Raw genomic sequence first — 21,343 nt, 5'->3', positions numbered from 1 at the left:
ATACCTGCCATGACCGACCGACAACCCCACGAAGACGCCACCGTGCCGCTCACCCGTGGCCACAAGAAGCGCGCACGCACGCGCCAGGGCCTGCTCGATGCAGCCCTGCGCGTGTTCGCCCGCCAGGACGTCGCCGCCACCGCCCTGCAGGATCTGGCGGCGGAGGCGGAGGTCTCGACCGGTACCATCTACAACTATTTCCGTACCCGCGAAGAGCTCGCCGAAGCGGTGGGCATTGCCCTGGCTGGCGACTTTTCCGAAACCATCTCGGCGCTCAGCGAAGGTATCGACAGCGGCTCGAAGCGCCTGGCCATCGGCGTGCGCATGTTCGTTCTGCGCGCACAGTCAGCCCCCCAATGGGCCAGTGCGCTGCTGCGCGTCATTCATTACGACCAGGCCATGCACTCGACGCTGGCCGGCCATGTGCGCGAGGACCTGCGCGGCGGTCTGGCCGAAGGCGTGTTCAACTACGCCAACGAAGACATCGCTCTGGACCTGGTGATCGCCGGTGCCACCGGCGCCATCCGCGCCACGCTGGAAGGCCGCGCGCCGCAGGACCAGGACATTCTGCTCAGCGAAATGCTCCTGCGCGCCCTTGGCGCCAGCCCGGCCAAGGCCCGGAAGATAGCCGCCCTGCCCTTGCCACAGGGCGACTGAGCTCGCTTCAGGGCCGCGCCACCCAGAGCCGATAACGCCGCGACTGCTTGCGCAACTTCAACTGATTGCCAATAAGCGCCAGCAGCGGTGACGTGCGCGGGTTGGTCGGGCGCCCCTGGCTGAGCAGCGTCAGCTGCTTCTTTACCACCGACTGGGTGGCCACGGCGGCGAAGGCCTTGTTCTTCCACGCCACGACTATCGGTTCGACCTGCGCGCCCTCGCCGGCCTGCCAGCGCCGTGGCAGCGTTGGATCGACCGCCAGGGCCGTGGCCATGCCCACCATCGCCACTGGTCCCTGCAGGGCGCGTTCGGCGATCTCGCGCCGGCGAATACCGCCGGTGACCATCAGCGGCATGCGTGCCGTCGCGGCGATGCGCTCGGCGAATTCGAGGAAGTAGGCCTCCCGCGCCAGCGTGCTGCCGTCGCGGGTCTGGCCCTGCATCGCCGGGCTTTCGTAGCTGCCACCCGACAGCTCGACCAGATCCACGCCCCGCTCGTTGAGCAGGCGCACCACGGCTTCGGCGTCCCGCGCCTCGAAACCGCCACGCTGGAAATCAGCCGAATTGAGCTTCACCGCCACACAGAATTCCGGTGCCACCCGCTCGCGGATCGCCTCGACCGTGCGCACCAGGATGCGCGCCCGATTCTCCAGGCTGCCTCCCCAGTCGTCTTCGCGCCGGTTGCTCAGCGGCGAAAGGAACTGGCTGAACAGGTAGCCATGCGCGGCATGCACCTGTACCCCGGTGAACCCGGCGCGCTCGGCCAGTACGGCGGCATTCAGGTAACGCTGGATCAGCCCGTCGATTTCCGCGCCGGACAATGCACGCGGCTGGGCGAAGACTCCCTTCAAGCCGGGAATGTCCACGGCGATGGCCGACGGTCCCAGGGCCGGCTGGCCGAGATCAGCCATCAGTTGGCGGCCCGGATGGTTGATCTGCATCCAGGCCTGCGCGCCGTGACTACGACAGGCCTCGGCCCAGCGGCTGAAACGCGGCAGCAGGCGGTCATTTTCCAGCACCACGCCGGCCGGGCCGGTCAACGCGCGGCGGTCGACCATCACGTTGCCGGTGATGATCAGCCCGGCGCCGCCTTCGGCCCAGCGCTGATACAGGCGCAGCAGGGTATCGCCGGGGGCGTGGTCGGCATCGGCGAGGTTCTCTTCCATCGCCGCCTTGGCAATTCGGTTGCCAATCACCTGGCCATTGGGCAGACGTAGCGGCTCGAATAATTGACTCATGGTTTCAGTCCTTCAGGTGTTGGGCCAGGGCGGCGAAGGGCTTGCCAGCGCTGCGTCCCAACCAGTGCAAGGTCGACTCGGATTCATACGGCAATGCCACGGCCAGCGCTTCGCCCGGCGCGGCGAAGCGCGGGAACAGGCTCAACGCGTGCCCACGACCAATGCCAGCGAGGTCCGCCGTGCTCCAGACGCGGCTGGCGGCGAGTGTGCTGACCTGCTCGGCCACCAGCGCTTGCGGCGCGAACGGGAAGTCGCTGCCGAACAGCACCTGGCCGGGCTCGACCAGCTCGCGCAGTACCGCCATGGACGGTGCGGCCGGTGCCAACGCGGTGTCGAAATAGAAGCGCCGAAGGTAGGTCATGACGCCCAGCGGTGCCTGGTCCTCGAACTGCGGCAGCGCATTGGCCAGCGACACCCGCCACGCCGCATACGGCAGGAAGCCGCCGGCGTGGGCGAGGATCCAGCGGATACGCGGATAGCGTTCCAGGGTGCCGCTGAGAATCAGGTTCACTGCTGCGCGGGTGGTATCGCAGACGAACTCCAGCAGGAAGCCCGGTGCGGCCACCCCCAGCGTCTGGCTGCTTGGATGCAGGTTCGGGTGGAGGAAAACCGTCGCCCCGCGTTGATCCAGCTCGGCCATCAACTCGTCGAAACGCGCATCGCCGAGGAACACGCCGTCATTGCTGGCCAGCAGCACCAGGCCATCGGCCTTGAGCACATCCAGCGCGTACAGCGCCTCGGTGCACGCCACTTCGGTGGCCGGCAGCGGCACGCAGGCGAAGCTGCCGAAACGCCCTGCATGCCGCTGGCCCAGCTCCGCCGCGAACTCGTTGCAGCGGCGCGCCAGTTCGGCGGCGGCACGGTCGTTGCCGAACCAGACACCGGGCGACGAAATCGAGGTGATTGCGCACTGCAGGCCTTGCTCGTCGAGCAGCTCCAGCGAACGCTGTGCCGACCACTCCGGCAAGGCGACCCCCGCCACCTTGTCCAATCCCTGGCGACGCAATGCTTCGGCGTAGAACGGCGGCAGGATGTGGTGGTGCACGTCGATACGACCGGGCGCCGGTGGTGACGGAAGCTGCACGGGAGCAACGGCATCGGATGGATCACCTGTCGGCGACAGGGCGGGCAGTTCAGCGGCCAGCAACGAGGCGCTGGCGAGTACGCCGGCGCTCATCACGAATTCTCGGCGATTCATGCGTTCCTCCCCGGATCAGCGGCTGCGCACACGTTCGACGTAGGCGCCCAGCGGCCGGGTCAGGCTGCGTTTCACCCGGCTGCCGAGGGATTCGCCACTGAAGATCGGCGCCGCGGCCACCTGCTCCTGCGCTTCGCGGTACTGCGGGAACAGGCTCAGTGCATGGCCACGATTGATGCCGTAGCGCTGCTCGTCCGACCACAGCGTGTTCTGTTCCAGCGTCTGGCAGGACAACGTGGTGACCGGCGCCGGAGCGAAGGGGAAGTCACTGCCGAAGAGAATCTGCGAGGGTTCCACCAGTTCCTTGAGCGCCGCCATGGAGTAGCGCGACGGCGACAGCGCCGTGTCGAAGTAGAAGCGCTTGAGGTAGGTCATCACCCCCTGCGGAGCCTTGTCCTGGAACTGCGGCAGGGCGTTGGCCAGGGACACGCGCCAGGCCACGTAGGGCAGGAATCCGCCGCCGTGGGCGAGAATCCAGCGGATGCGCGGGTACTTCTCCAGCGTACCGGTAAGGATCAGGTTCACCGCCGCGCGGGTGGTGTCGCAGAGGAACTCGACCAGGAAGCCCGGTGCGGCGATGCCCAGCTTCTCGCTGCTTTCGTGCATGTTCGGGTGGACGAAGACAATGGCCGCGCGGCGGTCCAGTTCGGCCATCAGCTCGTCGAAACGCTCATCGCCCAGGAACACGCCATCGGTACTGCCCAGCAGCACCACGCCTTCGGCCTTGAGTTCATCCAGCGCGCGAACGGCCTCGCGGCAGGCGGCTTCGGTGAATGGCGTGGGCAGCACGGCGAAATTGCCGAAGCGCCCCGGATGATCGACGCGCATCTGCGCGGCAAAGTCGTTGCAGCGCATCGCCAGCTCGCGGGCCTGCTCCACTCCCCCGCCGAAGTGCACGCCAGGTGCCGACAGCGAGGTAATGGCGGTCTGGATGCCGTTGAGGTCCATCACCTCGATGGACTTCTGTGGCGACCATTTCGGCAGCGGTGCACCGGCCACCATGTCCAGGCCCTTCTTTGCCATGGTCTCGACGAAGGCCGGCGGGATGATGTGGTGGTGCACGTCGATTCGACCTTGTTGGATCGTCATTGTTGTTGTCCTTGTGTGATCCGGGAGGGTTCAGGCAGCACGGGCAATCTTCATGGCCTCGTTGAACCACAGGGCCACCGCGAAGCGCCCCTGCAGCTGGCACTGCCCGCCTTCGACGGCGCGCAGCATGTCGGTCTCGTCGCGGCTGAGCATCACCCGCAGCGCGTCACTGCTGCGCTGCCAGTGCTGAGTAAAGTCCGGCCGGCGGTGCTCGCCACGGTGCAGGCTGAGCACCCCGCCACGCAATTGGTAATAGCCGCCGACGCCATCGCCCGTGCGGATCTGCAGCACGAAAGAGTCCTCGTGGAGCAGTTCACGCAGGCGCGCCGAGCGGCGCTCGGCCCGGCGCAGCAACGGGATGGACGCGAGCAGGAGCAGGCGCAGTTTCAGCGAATCGATGAACAGGCTCATGGTCAGCGGGCTCCGCGCAGACGGTTGAACAGCGAATAGCAATCGACCGGCAGGCTGTCGCCACGCCAGCACACATGCTGGTCAGGCCGTACCAGCACGAAGCGCCGCTCGTACAGGCTGGCCAGGTATTTCTCGTGGATCGGCAGCACGCTCAGCGGTACGCCGCACTCCCGCGCCGCCTCCTGCAGCGGCGCACAGGACTCGGCATCGGCGTCGAACGCCAGCAGGGTGAAGGCGCCGAGTGCGAGCTGATCGAACAGCGCCGTGCCATCCTCGCGGAACGCGCTGGGCAGGCGCGCGCCGGACCAGGTGGTGGGCGTGTAGCGAATCTCTTCGTAGGCCGGCTCGCTGGCGGTGTCTGCTTCGATCGCCGGCGAGCCGTGGTAGCGGTAGCCGATCTCCACGCCCAGCGATTCGTAGAGCCTTGAGACCTTGCGCTCGAACTCGCGCCCGGCGGCCTCGCGCGCCGCCTCCCCGGCCGCCCCCTGGGCAAGCAGCGAATCGTCGCGGCGCATCTGCGCCTCGAAGGTCGCCGCCGCACATTTCTTCACGTGGTCGCGGTTGCGCTTGGCCACGGGCAGGCGCTCCGCTTCGTAGCTTTCCAGCAGGCGCGGGCCACCCCAGCCGGCCAGGCAGGCCGCCAGCTTCCAGGCCAGGTTGTGCGCCTCGGCGACTCCGGTGTTCATCCCCAGCCCGCCGGTGGGCATGAACTGGTGGGTAGCGTCACCGGCGATGAACACCCGCTGCCGGCCGAACGAGCGGGCCACCAGGAACTGCGGACGCCAGGGACCGGACTGGACGATCTCGTAGCGCAGCCGGGTGCCGAGGGCGGCGTCCACCACGCTTTCCAGCGACTCGCCGGGGCGCGGCGCAAAGGGTCGGTGCAGCACGTAATCGTTGCGGCTGGCGTCCGGCGACACCAGCAGGCCGGCGAAGCCCGGCCGGGTCAGCCAGGTGTGCCAGTAGGGCTGGTTGTTGGGGAACAGCCCGGCGATCTCGTCGGAGCGCAGGTGGATGATGAACAGCTCGCCGACCAGGTCGCGGGTGCCGTCGTAATCGATGTTGAGGAAGTTGCGCACGCGGCTGTTGGGCCCGTCGCAGCCAATCAGGTACTGGGCGAAGAACTGCTGCGCTTCGCCACTATCCACTTCGTGGGCCATCGCCACCACGCCGGTGGAGCTCTGCTCGAAGCCATACAGGCGCCAGCCCATGCGCAGTTCGATGTTCGGGTCGGCTTCCACCTCCGCCATCAGCACCGGCTCCAGGTGCATCTGCGCGATGCGCTGCATCGACTCCAGCGGCAGGCTGCCGTCGCGACAGGCGCGGATGGCCTGCTCGGCCTGACTGACCGGCTGGTAGATCAGGTGACGGTCGGACATCACGCTATAGAACGGCCCGCTGGCCGACGCCGCCATCGCCGAATACTGGTTGGCATCGGTCGGGTTGCCGGCCGCGCGGATGCGTTCGGTCAGGCCCAGCTGGCGAAAGATTTCCATAGAGCGGCAGTTCACCACGTCCAGCTTGGGATGGCTGGTGGTTTGCCGGCGGTCGTTGAGCAGCACCGAGCGAACGCCCAGGCGGCTGAGGTTCAGCGCCAGGGTCAGGCCGACAGGGCCGGCGCCGCTGATGAGAACGGGGGTGTTGATCATGCCGCCACTCCTTGGGGTTGATTGCTGTGACGGACCAGCGACAGGCCGGCGAGGAAGCGCTCGGCGACGCGACCCAACTGGTCGGCGCGGCCGGCATCAAAGACATAGCGGTCGGGCCGGATCAGCACGAAGTCCATGTCGGCTTCGTCGAACCAGTCCTGCAGCGCGCCGGTGGGGTCGCCCAGCACGGGGCCGGCCGGGTCTTCGGCGAACTCCAGCACGCGCAGGTCCACCTGTTGTGCCAGGCGATCCAGCTGGGCGCGCTGGCTATCGAGGCAACCGCGCCGGACAAGCAAGGCAAAGCCGTGGCCAAGCGCCTCGTCGAGCAGTACGCGCTCGCCCTCCTCGTCCCGCAGCACTTTCGGTTGCAGGGCCAGGTGGCCGGACAGCCGGTGCCCCCAGCCGCAGAAACCGGCAGCCAACGGCTTCTTGCGGTTGGCCTTGTCGGCGAAGGCCTTGTTGGCGAAAGGCAGCATCCCGGCGATGCGGAACAGCAACCAGTCGCGCAGGAAAGCCACGCCGCGGTGGCGGGTCTGGATGACGTTGCCCAGGAACATCGCGCCATTGATGATTTCGCGCACATGGGCCGAGCGTTCGGCCTCGTAGTCGTCGAACAGTTTCTCCCGCGCGGCACCACGCAGCACCATATCCAGGCGCCAGCACAGACTGCTGGCATCGCGCACGCCCGAGCACATGCCCTGGCCGAGGAACGGCGGCATCTGGTGCGCCGAATCGCCGGCCAGGATGATCCGGCCGTTGCGCCAATCGTTGGCCCACAGGCCGTGGAACTTGTAGTAGGCGATGCGGGTGATCTCGATCTTGTCGAGGTCGACGAAGTCGCGCAGTTGTTGGCGCACCAAATAGGGATCGGTTGCCTCGCGCTCGGACTTGCCGCCGGTGACCATGAACTGCCATTCGTAGTAAGGGCCGGCCATGGGCACGTAGGTCACCGGCTGCGCCGGGTTGCACACCTGCGAGTGATTGGCCGGCAGCAGCGCATCCTTCTCGCCGGAGCGGGTCTTGGTATCCACCACCACCCAGGCCTCGTCGAAGTCGGCCGACTCCAGGCGTAGCCCGGCCTCGCGGCGGACGAAGCTCTTGCCGCCGTCGCAGCCGATCAGATAGCGCCCCTGGAACACCCGCTCGCTGCCGTCACGCTGCACGGCGGTGGCGCGCACGCCTTCGGCGTCCTGCTCTACGCCGGTCACGCGACAGCCATACACCGGAGTGACATTGGGGTAGCGCTTGAGTCCATCGTGGAAATGCCGCTCCAGAGTCGGCTGGTGGAACCACCAGGCGCCGGGATGGCCATAGCGGCGGTCCTGGCTGCCGATGCGCGAGCGAGTCACCGGCTTGCGCCCGGGACGCAGGATGATCTCCATGTCGGTGAAGGATTCGCTGGTGCGGCCGATGTCGTCGGCCAGGCCGGCGAACTGGAAGATGCGCATGATCTCGTCATCGAAGTGCACGGCACGCGGGGCGTAGTAAAGGTCCTCGTCGCGCTCAAGGCCGACCACCGACCAGCCGTAGCGGCCCAGCAGATTGGCCAGCACGGCACCGGTGGGGCCGAGGCCAACGATGATCACGTCACAGGTTGTCGTTGTTGTTGTGGACTCTTGCATTGCTTGCTCCAGGGGAAGACATCGCCGAATCATTTTGAACACCACTGTTCAATTCAGTCAACTGGAGATCAATTCTGATTCCATTTGCCTAACCGAACCCGCTGTCCAGAGCTTCTCCAGAGCACTGCCGCCGTGCCGGAAAGGCCCTGAACACGGGAGAAACCGAGGAGAAAACAGGAAAAATGACGAGCAATGTACCCTGTTGACTTATTTTGAACGCACGTGTTCAATCACTCCAAGCTTGACGTTGGAGCCGTCTTTTCATGGAAACCCTCAACCCCGTACAACGCCGCATCCACCAGGCCGCCCTGCGCCTGTTCGCCGAGAAGGGCGCCAGCCAGGTGAACATCAGCGACCTCGCGCAGGAAGCCGGTGTGGCGCGGGGCACCATCTACAACAACCTGCAGTCCATCGACGACCTCTTCCAGCACGTGGCCAGCCACCTGGCGGCAGAAATGCACCAGCGCGTGGTGAAGAGCTTCGGCGAGACCTCGGACCCGGCCCTGCGCCTGGCCAACGGCATCCGCTTCTTCATCCGCCGGGCCCACGAGGAGCCGCACTGGGGCGCCTTCATCAGCCGCTTCTCGATGAGCGAGGAATCGCTGCGCGGCATGTGGTTCGGCCCGCCCACGGCCGACCTGCTCAGCGGGCTCGCCAACGGCCGCTACAGCTTCCGCCAGGAGCAGCTGCCGTCAGTGATTTCGATGATCGCCGGCTCCGTGCTCAGCTCCATCTTCCTGGTCCTAGAGGGCCACCGGACCTGGCGCCAAGCCGGTAGCGACGCGGCGGAGCTGACCCTGCGCGCGCTCGGTGTAGCGCCGGAGGAAGCGCGCAGCCTGTCCACCGGAGAGCTGCCGGTGCTGCCACCCGCGGACTGATCCACCCGAATCTGCCAACGCCCCTTTTCAGGGGCGATGGCGAAGCCTTGCCTGACGAAAGCCACGGAGAACAACAAGCATGAGCCGTCAGCCCCCTTCCGCAAGTCAGTCCGCCGCCCTGGCGACGCCGCAACCGGCGCGCCATCCGCAGCCGACAGTCAGGGCCCGCGCGCTGGCCCACCTGATCTTCGAGCGCCCGGACCTCGAGCAGGCCGAACGCTTTCTCGGCGACTTCGGCCTGACCCTGGCGCGTCGTGATGCCGACTGCCTGCACCTGCGCGGCACCGGCCCGGCGCCCTACTGCTATCGGGTGGAACGGGCGGCGCAGGCGCGCTTCGTCGGCTTCGGCCTGGCCGTGGAAACCCGGGAAGACCTGCAACGACTGGCGCGCCTGCCGGGCGCATCGGCGATCCAGAAGGCGGGCACGCCCGGCGGTGGTGAAAGCGTGACCCTGCGTGACCCATCCGGCTTCGTCGTCGAGGCGATCCACGGCCAGCAGCCTGCCAGCGAACTGACGCACCGCCCGGCGCTGCCGTTGAACCAGGTCGACGAGGCACCGCGGATCAACGCTACCCAGCGCCCGCCCGTGGCGCCGCCGGACATCATCAAGCTCGGCCACGTGGTGCTCGAAGTGGCCGACTACCAGGCCACCTGCGCCTGGTACACCGAGCATTTCGGTTTCATTCCCAGCGACGTGCAAGTGCTGCCCGATGGCTCCCCGGCGGTGGCCTTCCTGCGCCTGGACCTGGGCGACACGCCCGCCGACCACCACACCCTGGCGCTGGCCCAGGGCTTCATGGCCGCCTACAGCCACAGTGCCTACGAAGTGGTGGATGCCGATGCCGTCGGCATGGGCCAGCGGGTATTGCGCGAGCGTGGCTGGAAGCATGCCTGGGGCATGGGCCGGCACATTCTCGGCAGCCAGATCTTCGACTACTGGCAGGACCCCTGGGGCGACAAGCACGAGCACTACTGCGACGGCGATCTGTTCACCGCCGAGCGCCCCACCGGGCTGCACGGCGTCAGCCCCGAAGCCATGTCGCAATGGGGCCAGCGCATGCCCAAGAGCTTCACCAAGCCGGCGATGAACCTGCAGAAGCTGCGCATCCTGCTGCACAACCTGCGGCACAGCCCGGACCTGACGCTGCGCAAGCTGATCACGCTGGCGCGGATGTTCGGCTAGGCCCGCAGCACAACCAACAACACAACAACAATCGCCGCCCCGACGCGGTCCATCGCAGTACCAGGAGTCGTTGCCATGCCCGTGCACCTTGTCCGCTTCGAACACCAGAACGAAACCCGCTGGGGCGTGCTGCGCCAGGGTCACATCAGCCCCCTGCCCGGCCGCTACGCCAGCACCGGCGAGCTGATCCGCCAGGTTGACGTCGAAGAGCTCACCAAGCTGCGTGGCGACGAACTGGCGCTGGAAGGGGTCAAGCTGCTTTCGCCGATCACCCGCGACCAACAGTTCGTCTGCCAGGGCGCCAACTACCGCCAGCACATGATCGAGTCGGGCATGGACCCGGACGCCAAGCACTTCAACATGATCTTCACCAAGGCGCAGAGCTGCATCGTCGCCGCCGACAGCGACCTGATCAAACCGCGCCAGGTGCGCTTCCTCGACTACGAGATCGAACTGGGCCTGGTACTGCGCCGCGACATCACCGGCAAGGTCGCCGTGACCGACGCCAACCTGCATGAGTTCATCGCCGGCGTGGTGATCGTCAACGACTATTCGGCGCGGGATATCCAGATTCCGCAGATGCAGTTCTACAAGGGCAAGAGCTTCCGCACCTTCGGCCCGGTCGGCCCGTACCTGTGCCTGATGCAGAAGAGCGACATGCGCTACCTGAAGGAGCTGCAATTGCGCCTGACGGTCAACGGCGAAGTGCGCCAGAGCGACAGCACCGCCAACCTGGTGCACGGCCCGGCACAGACCCTGAGCGAGCTGTCCGGGGTGCAGGACTTCGCCGCCGGCGACCTGATCGCCACCGGCACGCCGGCCGGCTGTGCACTGTCGGTGCCCTCGCCAGCCAAGCAGCGCATCGCCGCGTTGCTGCCCGAGCACATCAAGTGGAAGGCCTTCCTCAAGACGCAGGCGGGGCGCAGCCAGTACCTCAAGGCGGGTGACCTGGTCGAGGCGAGCATCCGCAGCGCCGACGGCGTTATCGACCTGGGTGTGCAGCGCAACCGCGTGGTGGAGCAAGCCTGATGGCCGTGAAGACCCTCGCGGACATCCAGGCGCTGGAAAGCGTCCCGCTGGCCCGCCGCGAACTGCCCGCCAGCACCTACGAAGCCCTGCGTCGCTGCGCCGTACAGCACGGCCAGGCAACGGCGCTGAGCTTCTTCCTCGAAGCGAAGAACTTCCGCCGCACCCACGACTGGACCTACGCCGAGCTGTTCGCCGATATCACCCGCGCCGCCAATGCCTTCCACCGGCTCGGCATCGGGCCGAAGGACGTGGTCGCCTTCCTCCTGCCAAACCTGCCGGAAACCCACTTCGTCATCTGGGGTGGCGAGGCCGCGGGCATCGTCCTGGCGATCAACCCGCTGCTGGAAGCCGCGCAGATCGGCGACCTGCTGCGCGCCGCCAATGCACGGCTGGTGGTGACCCTGGCGCCGACGCCCGGCAGCGACCTGTGGCCCAAGCTGGCCAGCCAGATCGACAGCCTGCCGGGCGTGCAAGAGGTGCTCTGGGTGAGCATGGCGCCCTACGTCGGCAGCGTGGCGTCCCTGGCCCTGCGCTGGATGGCTCGGCGCGAACGCGCGCGCCACCCACGCCTGCACATCCACGACCTGCGCCGCCTGATGCGCCGCGAGAACGGCAAGCAGCTCAGCAGTGGTCGCGTGATCCGCGCGGAAGAACCCTCTTCCTATTTTTGCACCGGCGGCACCACCGGCCTGCCGAAGATCGCCCGGCGCAGCCATGGCTCGGAAGTCTTCAATGCCTGGGCCATGGCCGCCAACATGCAGCCACGCCAGCCCGGCCAGGTGATCTTCTGCGGGCTGCCGCTGTTCCACGTCAACGGCCAGTTGGTGACCGGGCTGATGCCCTGGACCCACGGTGACCGGGTAATCATCGGCACGCCCCAGGGTTATCGCGGCGAGGGCGTGATACCGGCCTTCTGGGCGATGGTCCAGCACTTTGGCATCAACTTCTTTTCCGGCGTGCCGACCGTCTATTCGGCGCTGCTGCAACAACCTGTCGCCGGCCACGACCTGTCCAGCCTGCAATACGCGCTGTGTGGCGCCGCACCGATGCCGGTGGAGCTGTTCCGCGAGTTCGAACGCAAAGTCGGTGTGCGCATCCTCGAAGGCTACGGCCTCACCGAGGGCGCTTGCGTCTCGTCGAGCAATCCGCCAGACGGCGAGCGCCCGATCGGCTCCATCGGACTGCGCCTGGCCTACCAGGGCATGCGCTCGGTGATCCTCGACGACCACGGCGACTACCTGCGCGACGCCGAGGCCGACGAAGTCGGGGTGATCGCCATCCATGGCCCGAACGTCTTCCTCGGCTACCTCGAGGCCAGCCACAACACGGGCCTGTGGATCGACATCGGCGGGCAGCGCTGGCTGAACACCGGCGACCTCGGGCGACAGGACGCCCAGGGCTACTTCTGGCTCACCGGACGCAAGAAGGAGCTGATCATCCGCGGCGGCCACAACATCGACCCGAAACAGATCGAGGAAGCACTGCAGGCACACCCGGCAGTGGCCCTGGTGGCGGCGGTGGGCAGCCCCGACCCGCATGCCGGCGAGATTCCCGTGGCCTACGTGCAGCTGGCCACCGGGCAACGTGCCGACAGCGCCACCCTGCTCGACTTCGCCAACCAGCGGATCAGCGAGCGCGCCGCGGTGCCCAAGCGCATCGAGATTCTCGACGCCCTGCCGGTCACGCCGGTGGGCAAGATCTTCAAGCCCGCGCTGCAGCAACGCGAGATCGCCCGGGTGATCCATCAGGAAGCGGATAACCAGGGCCTGGCCGGCATTGCCGTGGAGGTGGTGCAGGATGCCCGTCGCGGGCTGGTAGCGCAGGTGCGCGCCGGCACTGGCCGCGATGAACTGGCCCGCGCGCTGGGCCGCTACAGCTTCGCGGTGGACTGGCACGGCTGAGGCCGCGTCACCTGCAACGCTCGCACCCAGAACAAGAACAAGACGAAGGAAGTGCCATGCAACTCCGACTTCCCCGAGCCCTTGCCCTGCTGCTCGTCCTCGCCCTGCCGGGCTGCGAACGCGTCCAGCACGCTGCTCTGAATGCCATGGTCGAGGACCACACCGACCAGTCCCTGATCCAGGGCGGGAACACCATTCGCGTGATCCTCTGCGGCACTGGTACGCCGCAGGTCAACGCCACTCGCGGTCAAGCCTGCACCCTGGTGGCGGCCGGCGGCCGGCTGTTCCTCTTCGATGCCGGCGAGAACGCCATGCGCAACCTGGAGACCAGCCACGTGCCGATCCAGGCGCTGAACCAGGTATTCATCACCCACTGGCATTCCGACCATTTCAATGGCCTGGGTGCGCTGATCAACCACAGCTGGATCTATGGCCGGCAGACGCCCTTCCTGGTCTATGGCCCGCCCGGTGTCGAACGGGTGGTCGAGGGGCTGGCCATGGCCTACGGCCAGGACGCCAGCTACCGCAGCGCCCATGCCCTGCCGCCTACCAACAGGCAGCTGGCGTTCGCCGAGCCACGCCAGGTCGAAATCGCCCAGGGACAGGAATCGGTACGCGTCTATGACCAGGGCGGCGTGACCATCGACGCCTACCGCGTCGACCACCATCCGGTGGAGCCGGCCTACGGCTATGTGCTGCGCTACCAGGGCAGGAAGCTGTTCATCAGCGGCGACACCCGCGTCAGCGAGCGCTACCTCGAAGCCATGCGCGATGCCGACCTGGTGGTGCATGAGGCGATCAACGCCCATCTCGTCCGCGAAGGTGCCGCCGCGCTCGAGCGCATCGGGCAGAAGGATCGCGGCGCACAGGCCGTGCGCGTGCTCGACTACCACGCCGACACCCTGGAGCTGGCACGCACGGCCCAGCGCGCCGACGTGCGCCATCTGGTTCTCACCCACCTGATTCCCGCTCCGGACAACCTCCTCGCCCGGCGGATGTTCGTCAGCGGCATGGCCGATGAGTATTCGGGCGAGATCACGCTCGGGGAGGACGCCCTCGACCTGAGCCTATAGCGCCACCGCCAACCACCTTCATCAACCGGCCTGCACACCGCGGGCCGGCGGGGCCCCGCTGCGCCCGGAAAAAGGGCCGGCAGACGACAGAACAACAACAAGAGGTCGTTTCAGATGAACCGCAGATCACCCGCCTTGCACCTGCTCGCGCTTCCCGCCGCCATCGGCCTGGCTCTCTACGGCGACGGCGCGCAAGCCTTCACCTTTTCCCTCGGCGAGATCGAGGGGCAGTTCGACTCCAGCCTGTCGGTTGGCGCCAGCTGGGCCATGCGCAACGCCGACGCCGGCCTGCTGCACAGCCACAGCTCCGACGACGGCAAGCGCAACTTCCGCGAGGGCGACACCTTCTCCAAGGTGTTGAAGGGCATCCATGACCTGGAGCTCAAGTACGGCGACTCCGGCGCCTTTGTCCGCGGCAAGTACTGGTATGACTTCAAGCTCAAGGACGAACACCTGCACTTCAAGGACATCGACGACCACGGCCGCGAGGAAGGCGCCAAGGCCTCCGGCGCCGAGTTCCTCGACGCCTTCCTGTACCACAACTACAGCATCGCCGACCTGCCTGGCACCGTGCGCCTGGGCAAACAGGTGGTGAGCTGGGGCGAGAGCACCTTCATCCAGGGCGGCATCAACGCCATCAACCCGATCGACGTCGCGGCGTTCCGCCGTCCCGGCTCGGAGATCAAGGAAGGGCTGATTCCGGTCAACATGTTCTACGTGTCGCAGAACTTCAGCGAGCACCTGTCAGCCGAGGCCTTCTACCAGCTGGAATGGCAGAAGACGGTGATCGACAACTGCGGCACCTTCTTCTCCACCACCGACGTGATGGCAGACGGCTGCAACGGCCTGGCGGCTGGCCCGGTGATCAACCAGAACCCGCTGGCGGTGCAGGCCCTGGCGCCGGCCGGAATCAACCTGACCGACGAAGGCATCGTCATCCCCCGCGGAAAGGACCGCGAAGCGCGCGACGATGGCCAGTGGGGCACGGCGCTGCGCTGGTTCGCCCCGGAGCTGGACAGCGAGTTCGCCGGCTACTTCATCAACTACCACAGCCGCCAGCCCTACCTCAGCGTACGCAGCGGCCCGCACGCCGCCGACCTGGGTTTCGCCCCGCAGCTGTGCGGCAACCTTGGCATCCCCGACGCCCTCTGCGGCGCGGTGATCGGCAGCAGCGCAGGGCAGCAGCTGACCCAGGCCTACCGCCTGGGCAGCGCCCAGTACTTTGCCGACTACCCCGAGGACATCCAGCTCTACGGCCTGAGCTTCAGCACCAGCCTGCCCACCGGTACCACCCTGGCCGGCGAGATCAGCTACCGGCCGAATATGCCGGTGCAGATCAACCCGGTCGACCTGGTCACCTCGACCCTGGGCATACCGGCGCTCACACCGGTCTACGGCGATGCGCCGGCCCCGGCCAACGACGCGATCCTCAAGGGCTACCGGCGCAAGGAAGTGACCCAGGCACAGGTCACCGCCACGCACTTCTTCGACCAGGTGATGGGCGCCGACCGCCTGACCCTGATCGGCGAGATCGGCGTGACCCATGTCGGCGGCCTGGGTGGCGACGACGATCTTCGCTATGGCCGCAGCCCGGTGTTCGGCCAGGGCGCGCTGTACCCCGACAACAGCCTGTGCACCGGCAGCAGCGTCACACCGCAGTACTGCAACGACTCGGGCTTCGTCACCAGCACCGCCTGGGGCTACCAGACGCGAGCCATCTGGGAGTACGCCGACCTCATCGACGGCGCCACGGTGCGGCCCAACCTGGCCTGGTCCCACGACGTCCATGGCTATGCCCCGGAACCGGGTTTCAACCAGGGCGCGCGGGCCATCAGCGTCGGCGTCGATGGCACCTACCTCAACACCTACAACATGAGCCTTTCCTACACCAACTTCTTCGGCGGTAAGTACAACGTGAATACCGACCGGGACTTCCTTGCCCTGAGCCTTGGCGTGTCGTTCTAAGCGGAGAGAACCCGATGAACAAGAAACTTGCGTGCGCTTCCCTGCTGTTCCTGGCCCTGCCCTTCAGCCTCCAGGCCGCCGTTCCCGAAACGGAAGCGGCGAAACTGGGCAACACCCTTACGCCCCTGGGCGCGGAACGTGCCGGCAATGCCGACGGCAGCATTCCCGCCTGGGACGGCGGCCTGCCGGTCGATGCCGGCAGCCGCGGCGCCGACGGGCGCCTGAGCGACCCCTTCGCCGCCGACAAGCCGCTGTTCACCATCACCGGGCAGAACATGGCGCAGTACGCGGCCAACCTCACGCCCGGCCAGCAGGCGATGCTCAAGCGCTACCCCGATTACCACCTCAATGTGTATCCCGCGCACCGCTCGGCGACCTACCCGGCAGCCGTGCTGCAGGCGGTGGCCGCCAATGCACGGCATGCCAGCCTGGTCGAGGGCGGCAACGGCCTGAAGGACTTCCAGACCGCGATCCCCTTCCCTATCCCGCAGAGCGGCGTCGAAGCGCTGTGGAACCACATCACCCGCTATCGCGGCGGCAGCGCGCAGCGCCTGCACGTCCAGGCGACACCCACTGCCAACGGCGCTTACACGCCCACTTACTTCCAGCAGCAGTTCAGCTACCGCGACCAGCTCACCGACTACAGCCCGGACAAGGACAACAACGTCCTCTTCTACTACAAGCAACTGGTCACCGCGCCAGCGCGCCTGGCGGGTGACGTGGTGCTGGTCCACGAGACCCTCGACCAGGTGCGCGAGCCGCGCATGGCCTGGATCTACAATGCCGGCCAGCGCCGCGTGCGGCGTGCACCGCAGATCGCCTACGACGGCCCCTACCCGGCTTCCGACGGCCTGCGTGTGGCGGACAACCTGGACGTGTTCAACGGCGCGCCGGACCGCTACGACTGGAAGCTGGTGGGCAAGAAGGAAATCTATGTGCCCTACAACAGCTTCGCCCTCGACTCCACTGCCCACCGCTACGAGGACCTGGTCAAACCCGGCCACCTCAACCAGGACCTGATTCGCTACGAGAAGCACCGCGTGTGGGAAGTCGAAGGCACCCTGCGCGCCGGCGAGCGGCACATCTACGCTCGCCGCGTGCTGTTCCTCGACGAGGACACCTGGCAGGCCGTGCTCGCCGACCACTACGATGGCCGCGGCACCCTCTGGCGCGTGGGCGAGAGCTTCATGACGCCGCTGTACGACAAGCAGATTCCCTGGCTGGGCGTCGAAGCCATCTACGACCTGATCAATGGCCGCTACCTGGTGTCGGGCATGACCAACCAGGAGAAATCCCAGGTGGAGTTCGGCTTCAGGGCCAGCAGCGTCGACTACACCCCGACAGCCCTGAGAAACCAGGGCATTCGCTGACGCCTGCAGCAGGCCGGGCTTTGGACCTGAAGCGCCAGGCCCGCGCCGCGGCAGTCGCCTTGGGAGCATCTGTCGAGTGGTTGCGTCAGCTGGCACGCCCTCACCGCTTCACCTCGCACAGCATCGTCGGGCCCGCGCACCGGGGCCCGACGATCTGCACCGGTCAGCACTTCCCGTCATCGAGGCGATGAGGTTGCGCGGGGCGCCGCCGTTGGCGGTGCTGCGGCTCTCCGGCAAGAGCAGGTTCTTGCGCAGAACCGCAGCGGTATTCACGCGCTACGCCGCAGGTCTTCGATGTGCTTGGCGCGCGAGACACCCATCTCGTCGGGCAGCGCCACCGCGTTCTTCGCAGCCAGTACCTCGGCCATGATGCTGACGGCGATTTCCGGCGGCGTCTTGCTGCCGATGTAGATTCCGATGGGCCCACGCAGGCGCCGAAGGGACTCTTGCGTCTCGCCGAAATGCTCGATCAGCCGGTCCCGCCGACTGCGGCTGTTGCGCCGCGAACCGATGGCGCCGATGTAGAAGGCCGGCCCGTGCAACGCCTCCAGCAGAGCCAGATCGTCCAGCTTGGGGTCGTGGCTCAGGGCGATGATGCAGCTGCGCAGGTCCGCGCCGAATGCCCTGACCACGTCGTCCGGCATGTCCTGGATGCAGGTCACGCCGGCGACGCTCCAGGTCGCCAGATACTGCGGCCGCGGATCGCAGACGGTGACCTGGAAGCCATTGAACTGCGCCATGGTGGCGACGTATTCGGCCAGCGCGCCGGCGCCGATCAGCAACATCCGGTAGCCTGGCCCCAGGGTGCTGATCAGGCGCTGGCCATCGAAGCCGAACGGGTCCGGCGAGGACGCGCAGGCCAGGCTGACCCGGCCGCTCGCCAGGTCCAGCTGGCGACGCACCAGTCGTCCTTCGTCGAGCAGGCCCAGCAACTGGTCCAGGGCCCCCTGCGCCGGATTGAATTCCAGCACCAGTTCCAGCGTGCCACCGCAGGGCAATCCGAAGCGGTGGGCGTCGTCGGCGCTGACGCCGTAGTGCACCACTTCGGGGAGGGCATCGGGCAATCCCGCCGCGCCGTAGGCGGTGGTATACCGATGGATGAGATCGTCTTCGATGCAGCCGCCGGAGACGCTGCCCACCACCCGACCGTCGTTGCGCAGGGCCATCATCGACCCCACCGGGCGCGGCGAAGAACCCCAGGTGCGGGCCACCGTGACCAGCAACACGCGCTCGCCAGCAGCAAGCCAGTCGCGGGTGGTTCGCAGAACCAGCAGGTCGATGCTTTCCATGATGCCTCCGACTACTCGTTGGCCGGTCGATGCGACCGGCCTACATCACCTTGCCTCAACCCGCCAGGCTGGCGTTATCGATCACGAAGCGGTACTTCACTTCGCCGCGCAGCATGCGCTCGTAGGCATCGTTGATCTGCTCGGCGCGTACCAGTTCGATGTCCGCGACGATGCCGTGCTCGGCGCAGAAGTCGAGCATCTCCTGGGTTTCCGGGATGCCGCCGATCATCGAGCCCGCCAGCGTGCGGCGCTTCATGATCAGGTTGAAGACATTCGGCGAGGGATGCGAGGTGGCCGGCGCGCCCACCAGGGTCAACGCCCCGTCGCGCTTGAGCAGCACCAGGAAGGCGTCCAGGTCATGGGGCGCCGCCACGGTATTGAGGATGAAGTCGAAACTCTTCGCATGGGCGGCCATCTGGTCGGCATCACGGGAAACCACCACCTCATCCGCCCCCAGTTCCAGCGCCGCCTCACGCTTGCTCTGCGAAGTGGTGAAGGCCACCACATGGGCACCCATGGCGTGGGCGAGCTTGATGCCCATGTGCCCGAGGCCACCGATACCGACTACGCCGACCTTCTTGCCGGGGCCCGCCTTCCAGAGGCGCAGCGGCGAATAGGTGGTAATGCCCGCGCACAGCAGCGGCGCGACGGCGGCCAGCTGCTCTTCGGGATGATCGATGCGCAGGACGTAGCGCTCATGCACAACGATCGCCTGGGAGTAGCCGCCCTGCGTCCAGCCCGGTGCATCCGGGGTCGGGAAGTTGTAGGTGCCGATCATGCCATCGCAGTAGTTCTCCAGCCCGGCTTCGCAGTCGTCGCAGTGCTGGCAGCTGTCGACGATGCAGCCGACACCGACCAGATCGCCCGGCTTGAAGGACGTAACGTGCGCCCCCACCGCCGCCACGCGCCCAACGATTTCGTGGCCGGGTACGCAGGGATACTGTGTGCCTTCCCACTCCGAGCGCACCTGGTGCAGGTCCGAGTGGCAGATGCCGCAGAACGCGATTTCGATCTGCACATCGTGGGCGCCCGGCTCGCGGCGGGTGATGCGCAGCGGTTCCAGAGGCTGATGGCCCGCGTGGGCACCGTAAGCGTTGACTTGCATTGAACAACCCTCCTGCAGTTCGTGGGGCCATTCTCCCGGCGAGCGCGCCGGGACCAGTAGAGCAATCCGCTGGAATACTTGCCTGATCCTGTAGTGCTACAGCACCGCCGATGCCCTGCCCACCTGCCTGCGAAAATCGGATATCGTCCGGGGATCGCTCACCGCACCGCAGGGGCAGAATCCACATGCGCATCGTCATCCCCGACGACTACCAGCACGCGATCCAAACGCTCGACTGCTTCAAGCGCCTGGCCGGGCACGACGTCAGCCTGCACCACGACCTGGGGCCCGCCACGCAGGACGAACTCGCCGAGCGGTTCGCCGACGCCGACGCCCTGGTGCTCACCCGCGAACGCACGCGCATCGAGGGCGCACTGCTCGACCGCTTGCCGAAGCTGCGTCTGATCAGCCAGACGGGCAAGGTCTCGGGGCATCTCGACCTCGACGCCTGCACCGAACGCGGCATCGTCGTCACCGAAGGCCGTGGCTCGCCCGTAGCGCCCGCCGAGCTGGCCTGGGCGCTGATCCTCAATGCGCGCCGGCAACTCGTGCCGGCCATCGAGGCGTACAAGGCAGGCCAATGGCAGGTCAACCTGGGTCATGCACTGGCCGGGCAGACGCTGGGCATCTGGGGCTACGGCAAGATCGGCCAGCGCCTGGCGTGCTACGCCCAGGCATTCGAGATGCCGGTACTGGTCTGGGGCAGCGAGACGAGCCGCGCGGCCGCCACGGCCGATGGTCACCGGGCAGCCGTATCCCGCGAGGCGTTCTTCGCCGAGGCGGATATCCTCAGCCTCAACCTGCGTCTCTCCGACCGCACCCGCCACGAGGTACGTTTCGAAGACCTGGCCGGCATGAAGCCCAGCGCCCTGCTGGTGAACATCAGCCGCGCCGAGCTGATCACCCCCGGCGCCCTGTTTCGCGCCCTGGACGCCGGGCGGCCGGGGTACGCGGCCGTCGACGTCTTCGACCAGGAGCCGCTGCTTGCCGCTGACAACCCCCTGGCGAACCATCCCCGCGTACTCTGCACGCCGCACCTGGGCTACGTGGAGAAGAACGGCTACGAGCTGTATTTCGGCGACGCCTTCGACAACGTCGTGGCGTTCTTCGAGGGCACCCCGAAGAACGTCGCGAACCCGCAGGCCCTGAGCGTGCAGCGTGCCCGCTAACTCCAGCGCAGGTTGAGGACGAGGAAGTTCAGCAGCACCCAGATGACCAGCACCAGGTGCGTCAGCTGCAGCCCTTCCTGGCGAATCCAGTACGCGAACCAGAGCCCGCCCAGCAGCATGGCGAAGAGGAAGGCCAGTGCCGCGCTCAGGGCGAGGTTCAGCCAGGGTCTGGCGGCGTCGAGGCCGGCACCCAGCAGCAGCTCGTAGCAACCGGTCCAGGCCGCAAGCGCGGCCAGTGCCTGCAGCAGCACGACGACGATCAGCGCCACGCGATGCAGAACGGGTGAAGTCAGTGCACGCGCCAGCAAGGGGAAGTCGATTGCCGGAGGCTGGCGCAGGTGCGCCATCGCCATGGTCGCGCCCACCGCCGCGGCCGAACTGGGGAATGCGTGCAGGTTGTTGATCAGCGCGATGCTCAGCCAGAGGCTGAATCCGAGGAAGCAGGTGGCCTGGAAAATCATCAGTGAAGCGTGGGTGTCCATACCGGGTCCTTGTGCGGTCATGTTCCGAAGGTGCCT

18 protein-coding genes are annotated in these 21,343 nt (G+C 67.0%); 9 read left to right on the top strand and 9 right to left on the bottom strand.

Annotated elements, in window-relative coordinates; all coding sequences use genetic code 11:
- Window positions 1-9: 9 nt before the first annotated feature.
- On the top strand, window positions 10-657 hold the full coding sequence (locus AC2T4A_RS16800; RefSeq protein WP_486741253.1) for a TetR/AcrR family transcriptional regulator: 648 nt from the start codon (window positions 10-12) through the stop codon (window positions 655-657).
- A gap of 7 nt (window positions 658-664) precedes the next feature.
- Here AC2T4A_RS16800 and AC2T4A_RS16795 read toward each other — a convergent pair whose 3' ends face one another.
- From AC2T4A_RS16795 to AC2T4A_RS16770, 6 genes are read right to left on the bottom strand one after another with little or no spacing between them, the layout of a single operon-like run.
- Window positions 665-1,894: an NADH:flavin oxidoreductase/NADH oxidase family protein gene (locus AC2T4A_RS16795; protein WP_478378186.1), complete on the bottom strand. Its 1,230-nt coding sequence runs from the start codon at window positions 1,892-1,894 to the stop codon at window positions 665-667.
- Window positions 1,895-1,898: 4 nt separating this feature from the next.
- Window positions 1,899-3,092, bottom strand: coding sequence for an amidohydrolase family protein (locus tag AC2T4A_RS16790; RefSeq protein WP_486741252.1), 1,194 nt, complete (start codon window positions 3,090-3,092; stop codon window positions 1,899-1,901).
- Window positions 3,093-3,107: 15 nt separating this feature from the next.
- Window positions 3,108-4,181, bottom strand: a complete 1,074-nt coding sequence (locus AC2T4A_RS16785) for an amidohydrolase family protein (RefSeq protein ID WP_478378184.1) — start codon at window positions 4,179-4,181, stop codon at window positions 3,108-3,110.
- Window positions 4,182-4,211: 30 nt separating this feature from the next.
- Window positions 4,212-4,592 carry a hypothetical protein gene (locus tag AC2T4A_RS16780; protein WP_416749787.1) on the bottom strand — a complete coding sequence of 127 codons (381 nt, stop codon included), beginning with the start codon at window positions 4,590-4,592 and terminating at the stop codon, window positions 4,212-4,214.
- Window positions 4,593-4,594: 2 nt separating this feature from the next.
- Entirely contained in the window at window positions 4,595-6,241 is a 1,647-nt protein-coding gene (locus AC2T4A_RS16775; RefSeq protein ID WP_486741251.1) for an FAD-dependent monooxygenase, read from the bottom strand.
- Window positions 6,238-7,863, bottom strand: coding sequence for a bifunctional 3-(3-hydroxy-phenyl)propionate/3-hydroxycinnamic acid hydroxylase (locus AC2T4A_RS16770; RefSeq protein WP_478378182.1), 1,626 nt, complete (start codon window positions 7,861-7,863; stop codon window positions 6,238-6,240). The genes AC2T4A_RS16775 and AC2T4A_RS16770 overlap by 4 nt, the downstream gene beginning before the upstream one ends.
- A 263-nt stretch (window positions 7,864-8,126) precedes the next feature.
- On the opposite strand from AC2T4A_RS16770, the gene AC2T4A_RS16765 reads away from it, so the two are divergent.
- From AC2T4A_RS16765 to AC2T4A_RS16735, 7 genes are all read left to right on the top strand, one after another.
- Window positions 8,127-8,741, top strand: a complete 615-nt coding sequence (locus AC2T4A_RS16765) for a TetR/AcrR family transcriptional regulator (RefSeq protein ID WP_416749793.1) — start codon at window positions 8,127-8,129, stop codon at window positions 8,739-8,741.
- A gap of 79 nt (window positions 8,742-8,820) precedes the next feature.
- The gene (locus AC2T4A_RS16760; RefSeq protein WP_416749795.1) at window positions 8,821-9,924 is read left to right on the top strand and encodes a VOC family protein; all 1,104 of its coding nucleotides are present in this window, start codon (window positions 8,821-8,823) and stop codon (window positions 9,922-9,924) included.
- A gap of 75 nt (window positions 9,925-9,999) precedes the next feature.
- A complete protein-coding gene (locus tag AC2T4A_RS16755) occupies window positions 10,000-10,953 on the top strand; it encodes a fumarylacetoacetate hydrolase family protein (RefSeq protein WP_486741250.1) in 954 nt (317 codons plus the stop codon).
- A complete protein-coding gene (locus tag AC2T4A_RS16750; RefSeq protein WP_486741249.1) occupies window positions 10,953-12,854 on the top strand; it encodes an acyl-CoA synthetase in 1,902 nt (633 codons plus the stop codon). Before AC2T4A_RS16755 ends, AC2T4A_RS16750 begins: the two co-directional genes overlap by 1 nt.
- Window positions 12,855-12,910: 56 nt before the next feature.
- Complete coding sequence (locus AC2T4A_RS16745; RefSeq protein ID WP_486741248.1) at window positions 12,911-13,927, top strand: MBL fold metallo-hydrolase; 1,017 nt, start codon at window positions 12,911-12,913, stop codon at window positions 13,925-13,927.
- Window positions 13,928-14,041: 114 nt separating this feature from the next.
- Entirely contained in the window at window positions 14,042-15,892 is a 1,851-nt protein-coding gene (locus tag AC2T4A_RS16740) for a DUF1302 domain-containing protein (RefSeq protein ID WP_486741247.1), read from the top strand.
- Window positions 15,893-15,906: 14 nt separating this feature from the next.
- Complete coding sequence (locus AC2T4A_RS16735) at window positions 15,907-17,262, top strand: DUF1329 domain-containing protein (RefSeq protein WP_486741246.1); 1,356 nt, start codon at window positions 15,907-15,909, stop codon at window positions 17,260-17,262.
- A 269-nt stretch (window positions 17,263-17,531) separates the two neighbouring features.
- Here the strand turns inward: AC2T4A_RS16735 and AC2T4A_RS16730 are convergent, their stop codons facing one another.
- Window positions 17,532-18,551: an XdhC family protein gene (locus tag AC2T4A_RS16730; protein ID WP_486741245.1), complete on the bottom strand. Its 1,020-nt coding sequence runs from the start codon at window positions 18,549-18,551 to the stop codon at window positions 17,532-17,534.
- Between the two features lie 55 nt (window positions 18,552-18,606).
- Window positions 18,607-19,656, bottom strand: coding sequence for an NAD(P)-dependent alcohol dehydrogenase (locus AC2T4A_RS16725; RefSeq protein ID WP_486741244.1), 1,050 nt, complete (start codon window positions 19,654-19,656; stop codon window positions 18,607-18,609).
- Window positions 19,657-19,841: 185 nt separating this feature from the next.
- On the opposite strand from AC2T4A_RS16725, the gene AC2T4A_RS16720 reads away from it, so the two are divergent.
- Window positions 19,842-20,825: a D-2-hydroxyacid dehydrogenase family protein gene (locus AC2T4A_RS16720; RefSeq protein WP_486741243.1), complete on the top strand. Its 984-nt coding sequence runs from the start codon at window positions 19,842-19,844 to the stop codon at window positions 20,823-20,825.
- Here AC2T4A_RS16720 and AC2T4A_RS16715 read toward each other — a convergent pair.
- The gene (locus AC2T4A_RS16715) at window positions 20,822-21,307 is read right to left on the bottom strand and encodes a DUF2165 family protein (RefSeq protein WP_416749813.1); all 486 of its coding nucleotides are present in this window, start codon (window positions 21,305-21,307) and stop codon (window positions 20,822-20,824) included. The genes AC2T4A_RS16720 and AC2T4A_RS16715 overlap by 4 nt on opposite strands.
- Window positions 21,308-21,343 lie beyond the last annotated feature (36 nt).

Source organism: Pseudomonas sp. PVC-3-1, from assembly GCF_057444315.1.
This window is presented reverse-complemented; position numbering and strand designations above follow the sequence as displayed.

Bases quoted from the DNA above. Each gene is read 5' to 3' on its own strand.
- AC2T4A_RS16755 (WP_486741250.1), top strand. From the start codon at position 10,000: ATGCCCGTGCACCTTGTCCGCTTCGAACACCAGAACGAAACCCGCTGG.
- AC2T4A_RS16795 (WP_478378186.1), bottom strand. From the start codon at position 1,894: ATGAGTCAATTATTCGAGCCGCTACGTCTGCCCAATGGCCAGGTGATT.
- AC2T4A_RS16765 (WP_416749793.1), top strand. From the start codon at position 8,127: ATGGAAACCCTCAACCCCGTACAACGCCGCATCCACCAGGCCGCCCTG.
- AC2T4A_RS16750 (WP_486741249.1), top strand. From the start codon at position 10,953: ATGGCCGTGAAGACCCTCGCGGACATCCAGGCGCTGGAAAGCGTCCCG.
- AC2T4A_RS16745 (WP_486741248.1), top strand. From the start codon at position 12,911: ATGCAACTCCGACTTCCCCGAGCCCTTGCCCTGCTGCTCGTCCTCGCC.
- AC2T4A_RS16730 (WP_486741245.1), bottom strand. From the start codon at position 18,551: ATGGAAAGCATCGACCTGCTGGTTCTGCGAACCACCCGCGACTGGCTT.
- AC2T4A_RS16760 (WP_416749795.1), top strand. From the start codon at position 8,821: ATGAGCCGTCAGCCCCCTTCCGCAAGTCAGTCCGCCGCCCTGGCGACG.
- AC2T4A_RS16715 (WP_416749813.1), bottom strand. From the start codon at position 21,307: ATGGACACCCACGCTTCACTGATGATTTTCCAGGCCACCTGCTTCCTC.
- AC2T4A_RS16720 (WP_486741243.1), top strand. From the start codon at position 19,842: ATGCGCATCGTCATCCCCGACGACTACCAGCACGCGATCCAAACGCTC.
- AC2T4A_RS16775 (WP_486741251.1), bottom strand. From the start codon at position 6,241: ATGATCAACACCCCCGTTCTCATCAGCGGCGCCGGCCCTGTCGGCCTG.
- AC2T4A_RS16740 (WP_486741247.1), top strand. From the start codon at position 14,042: ATGAACCGCAGATCACCCGCCTTGCACCTGCTCGCGCTTCCCGCCGCC.
- AC2T4A_RS16735 (WP_486741246.1), top strand. From the start codon at position 15,907: ATGAACAAGAAACTTGCGTGCGCTTCCCTGCTGTTCCTGGCCCTGCCC.
- AC2T4A_RS16800 (WP_486741253.1), top strand. From the start codon at position 10: ATGACCGACCGACAACCCCACGAAGACGCCACCGTGCCGCTCACCCGT.
- AC2T4A_RS16725 (WP_486741244.1), bottom strand. From the start codon at position 19,656: ATGCAAGTCAACGCTTACGGTGCCCACGCGGGCCATCAGCCTCTGGAA.
- AC2T4A_RS16785 (WP_478378184.1), bottom strand. From the start codon at position 4,181: ATGACGATCCAACAAGGTCGAATCGACGTGCACCACCACATCATCCCG.
- AC2T4A_RS16770 (WP_478378182.1), bottom strand. From the start codon at position 7,863: ATGCAAGAGTCCACAACAACAACGACAACCTGTGACGTGATCATCGTT.
- AC2T4A_RS16790 (WP_486741252.1), bottom strand. From the start codon at position 3,092: ATGAATCGCCGAGAATTCGTGATGAGCGCCGGCGTACTCGCCAGCGCC.
- AC2T4A_RS16780 (WP_416749787.1), bottom strand. From the start codon at position 4,592: ATGAGCCTGTTCATCGATTCGCTGAAACTGCGCCTGCTCCTGCTCGCG.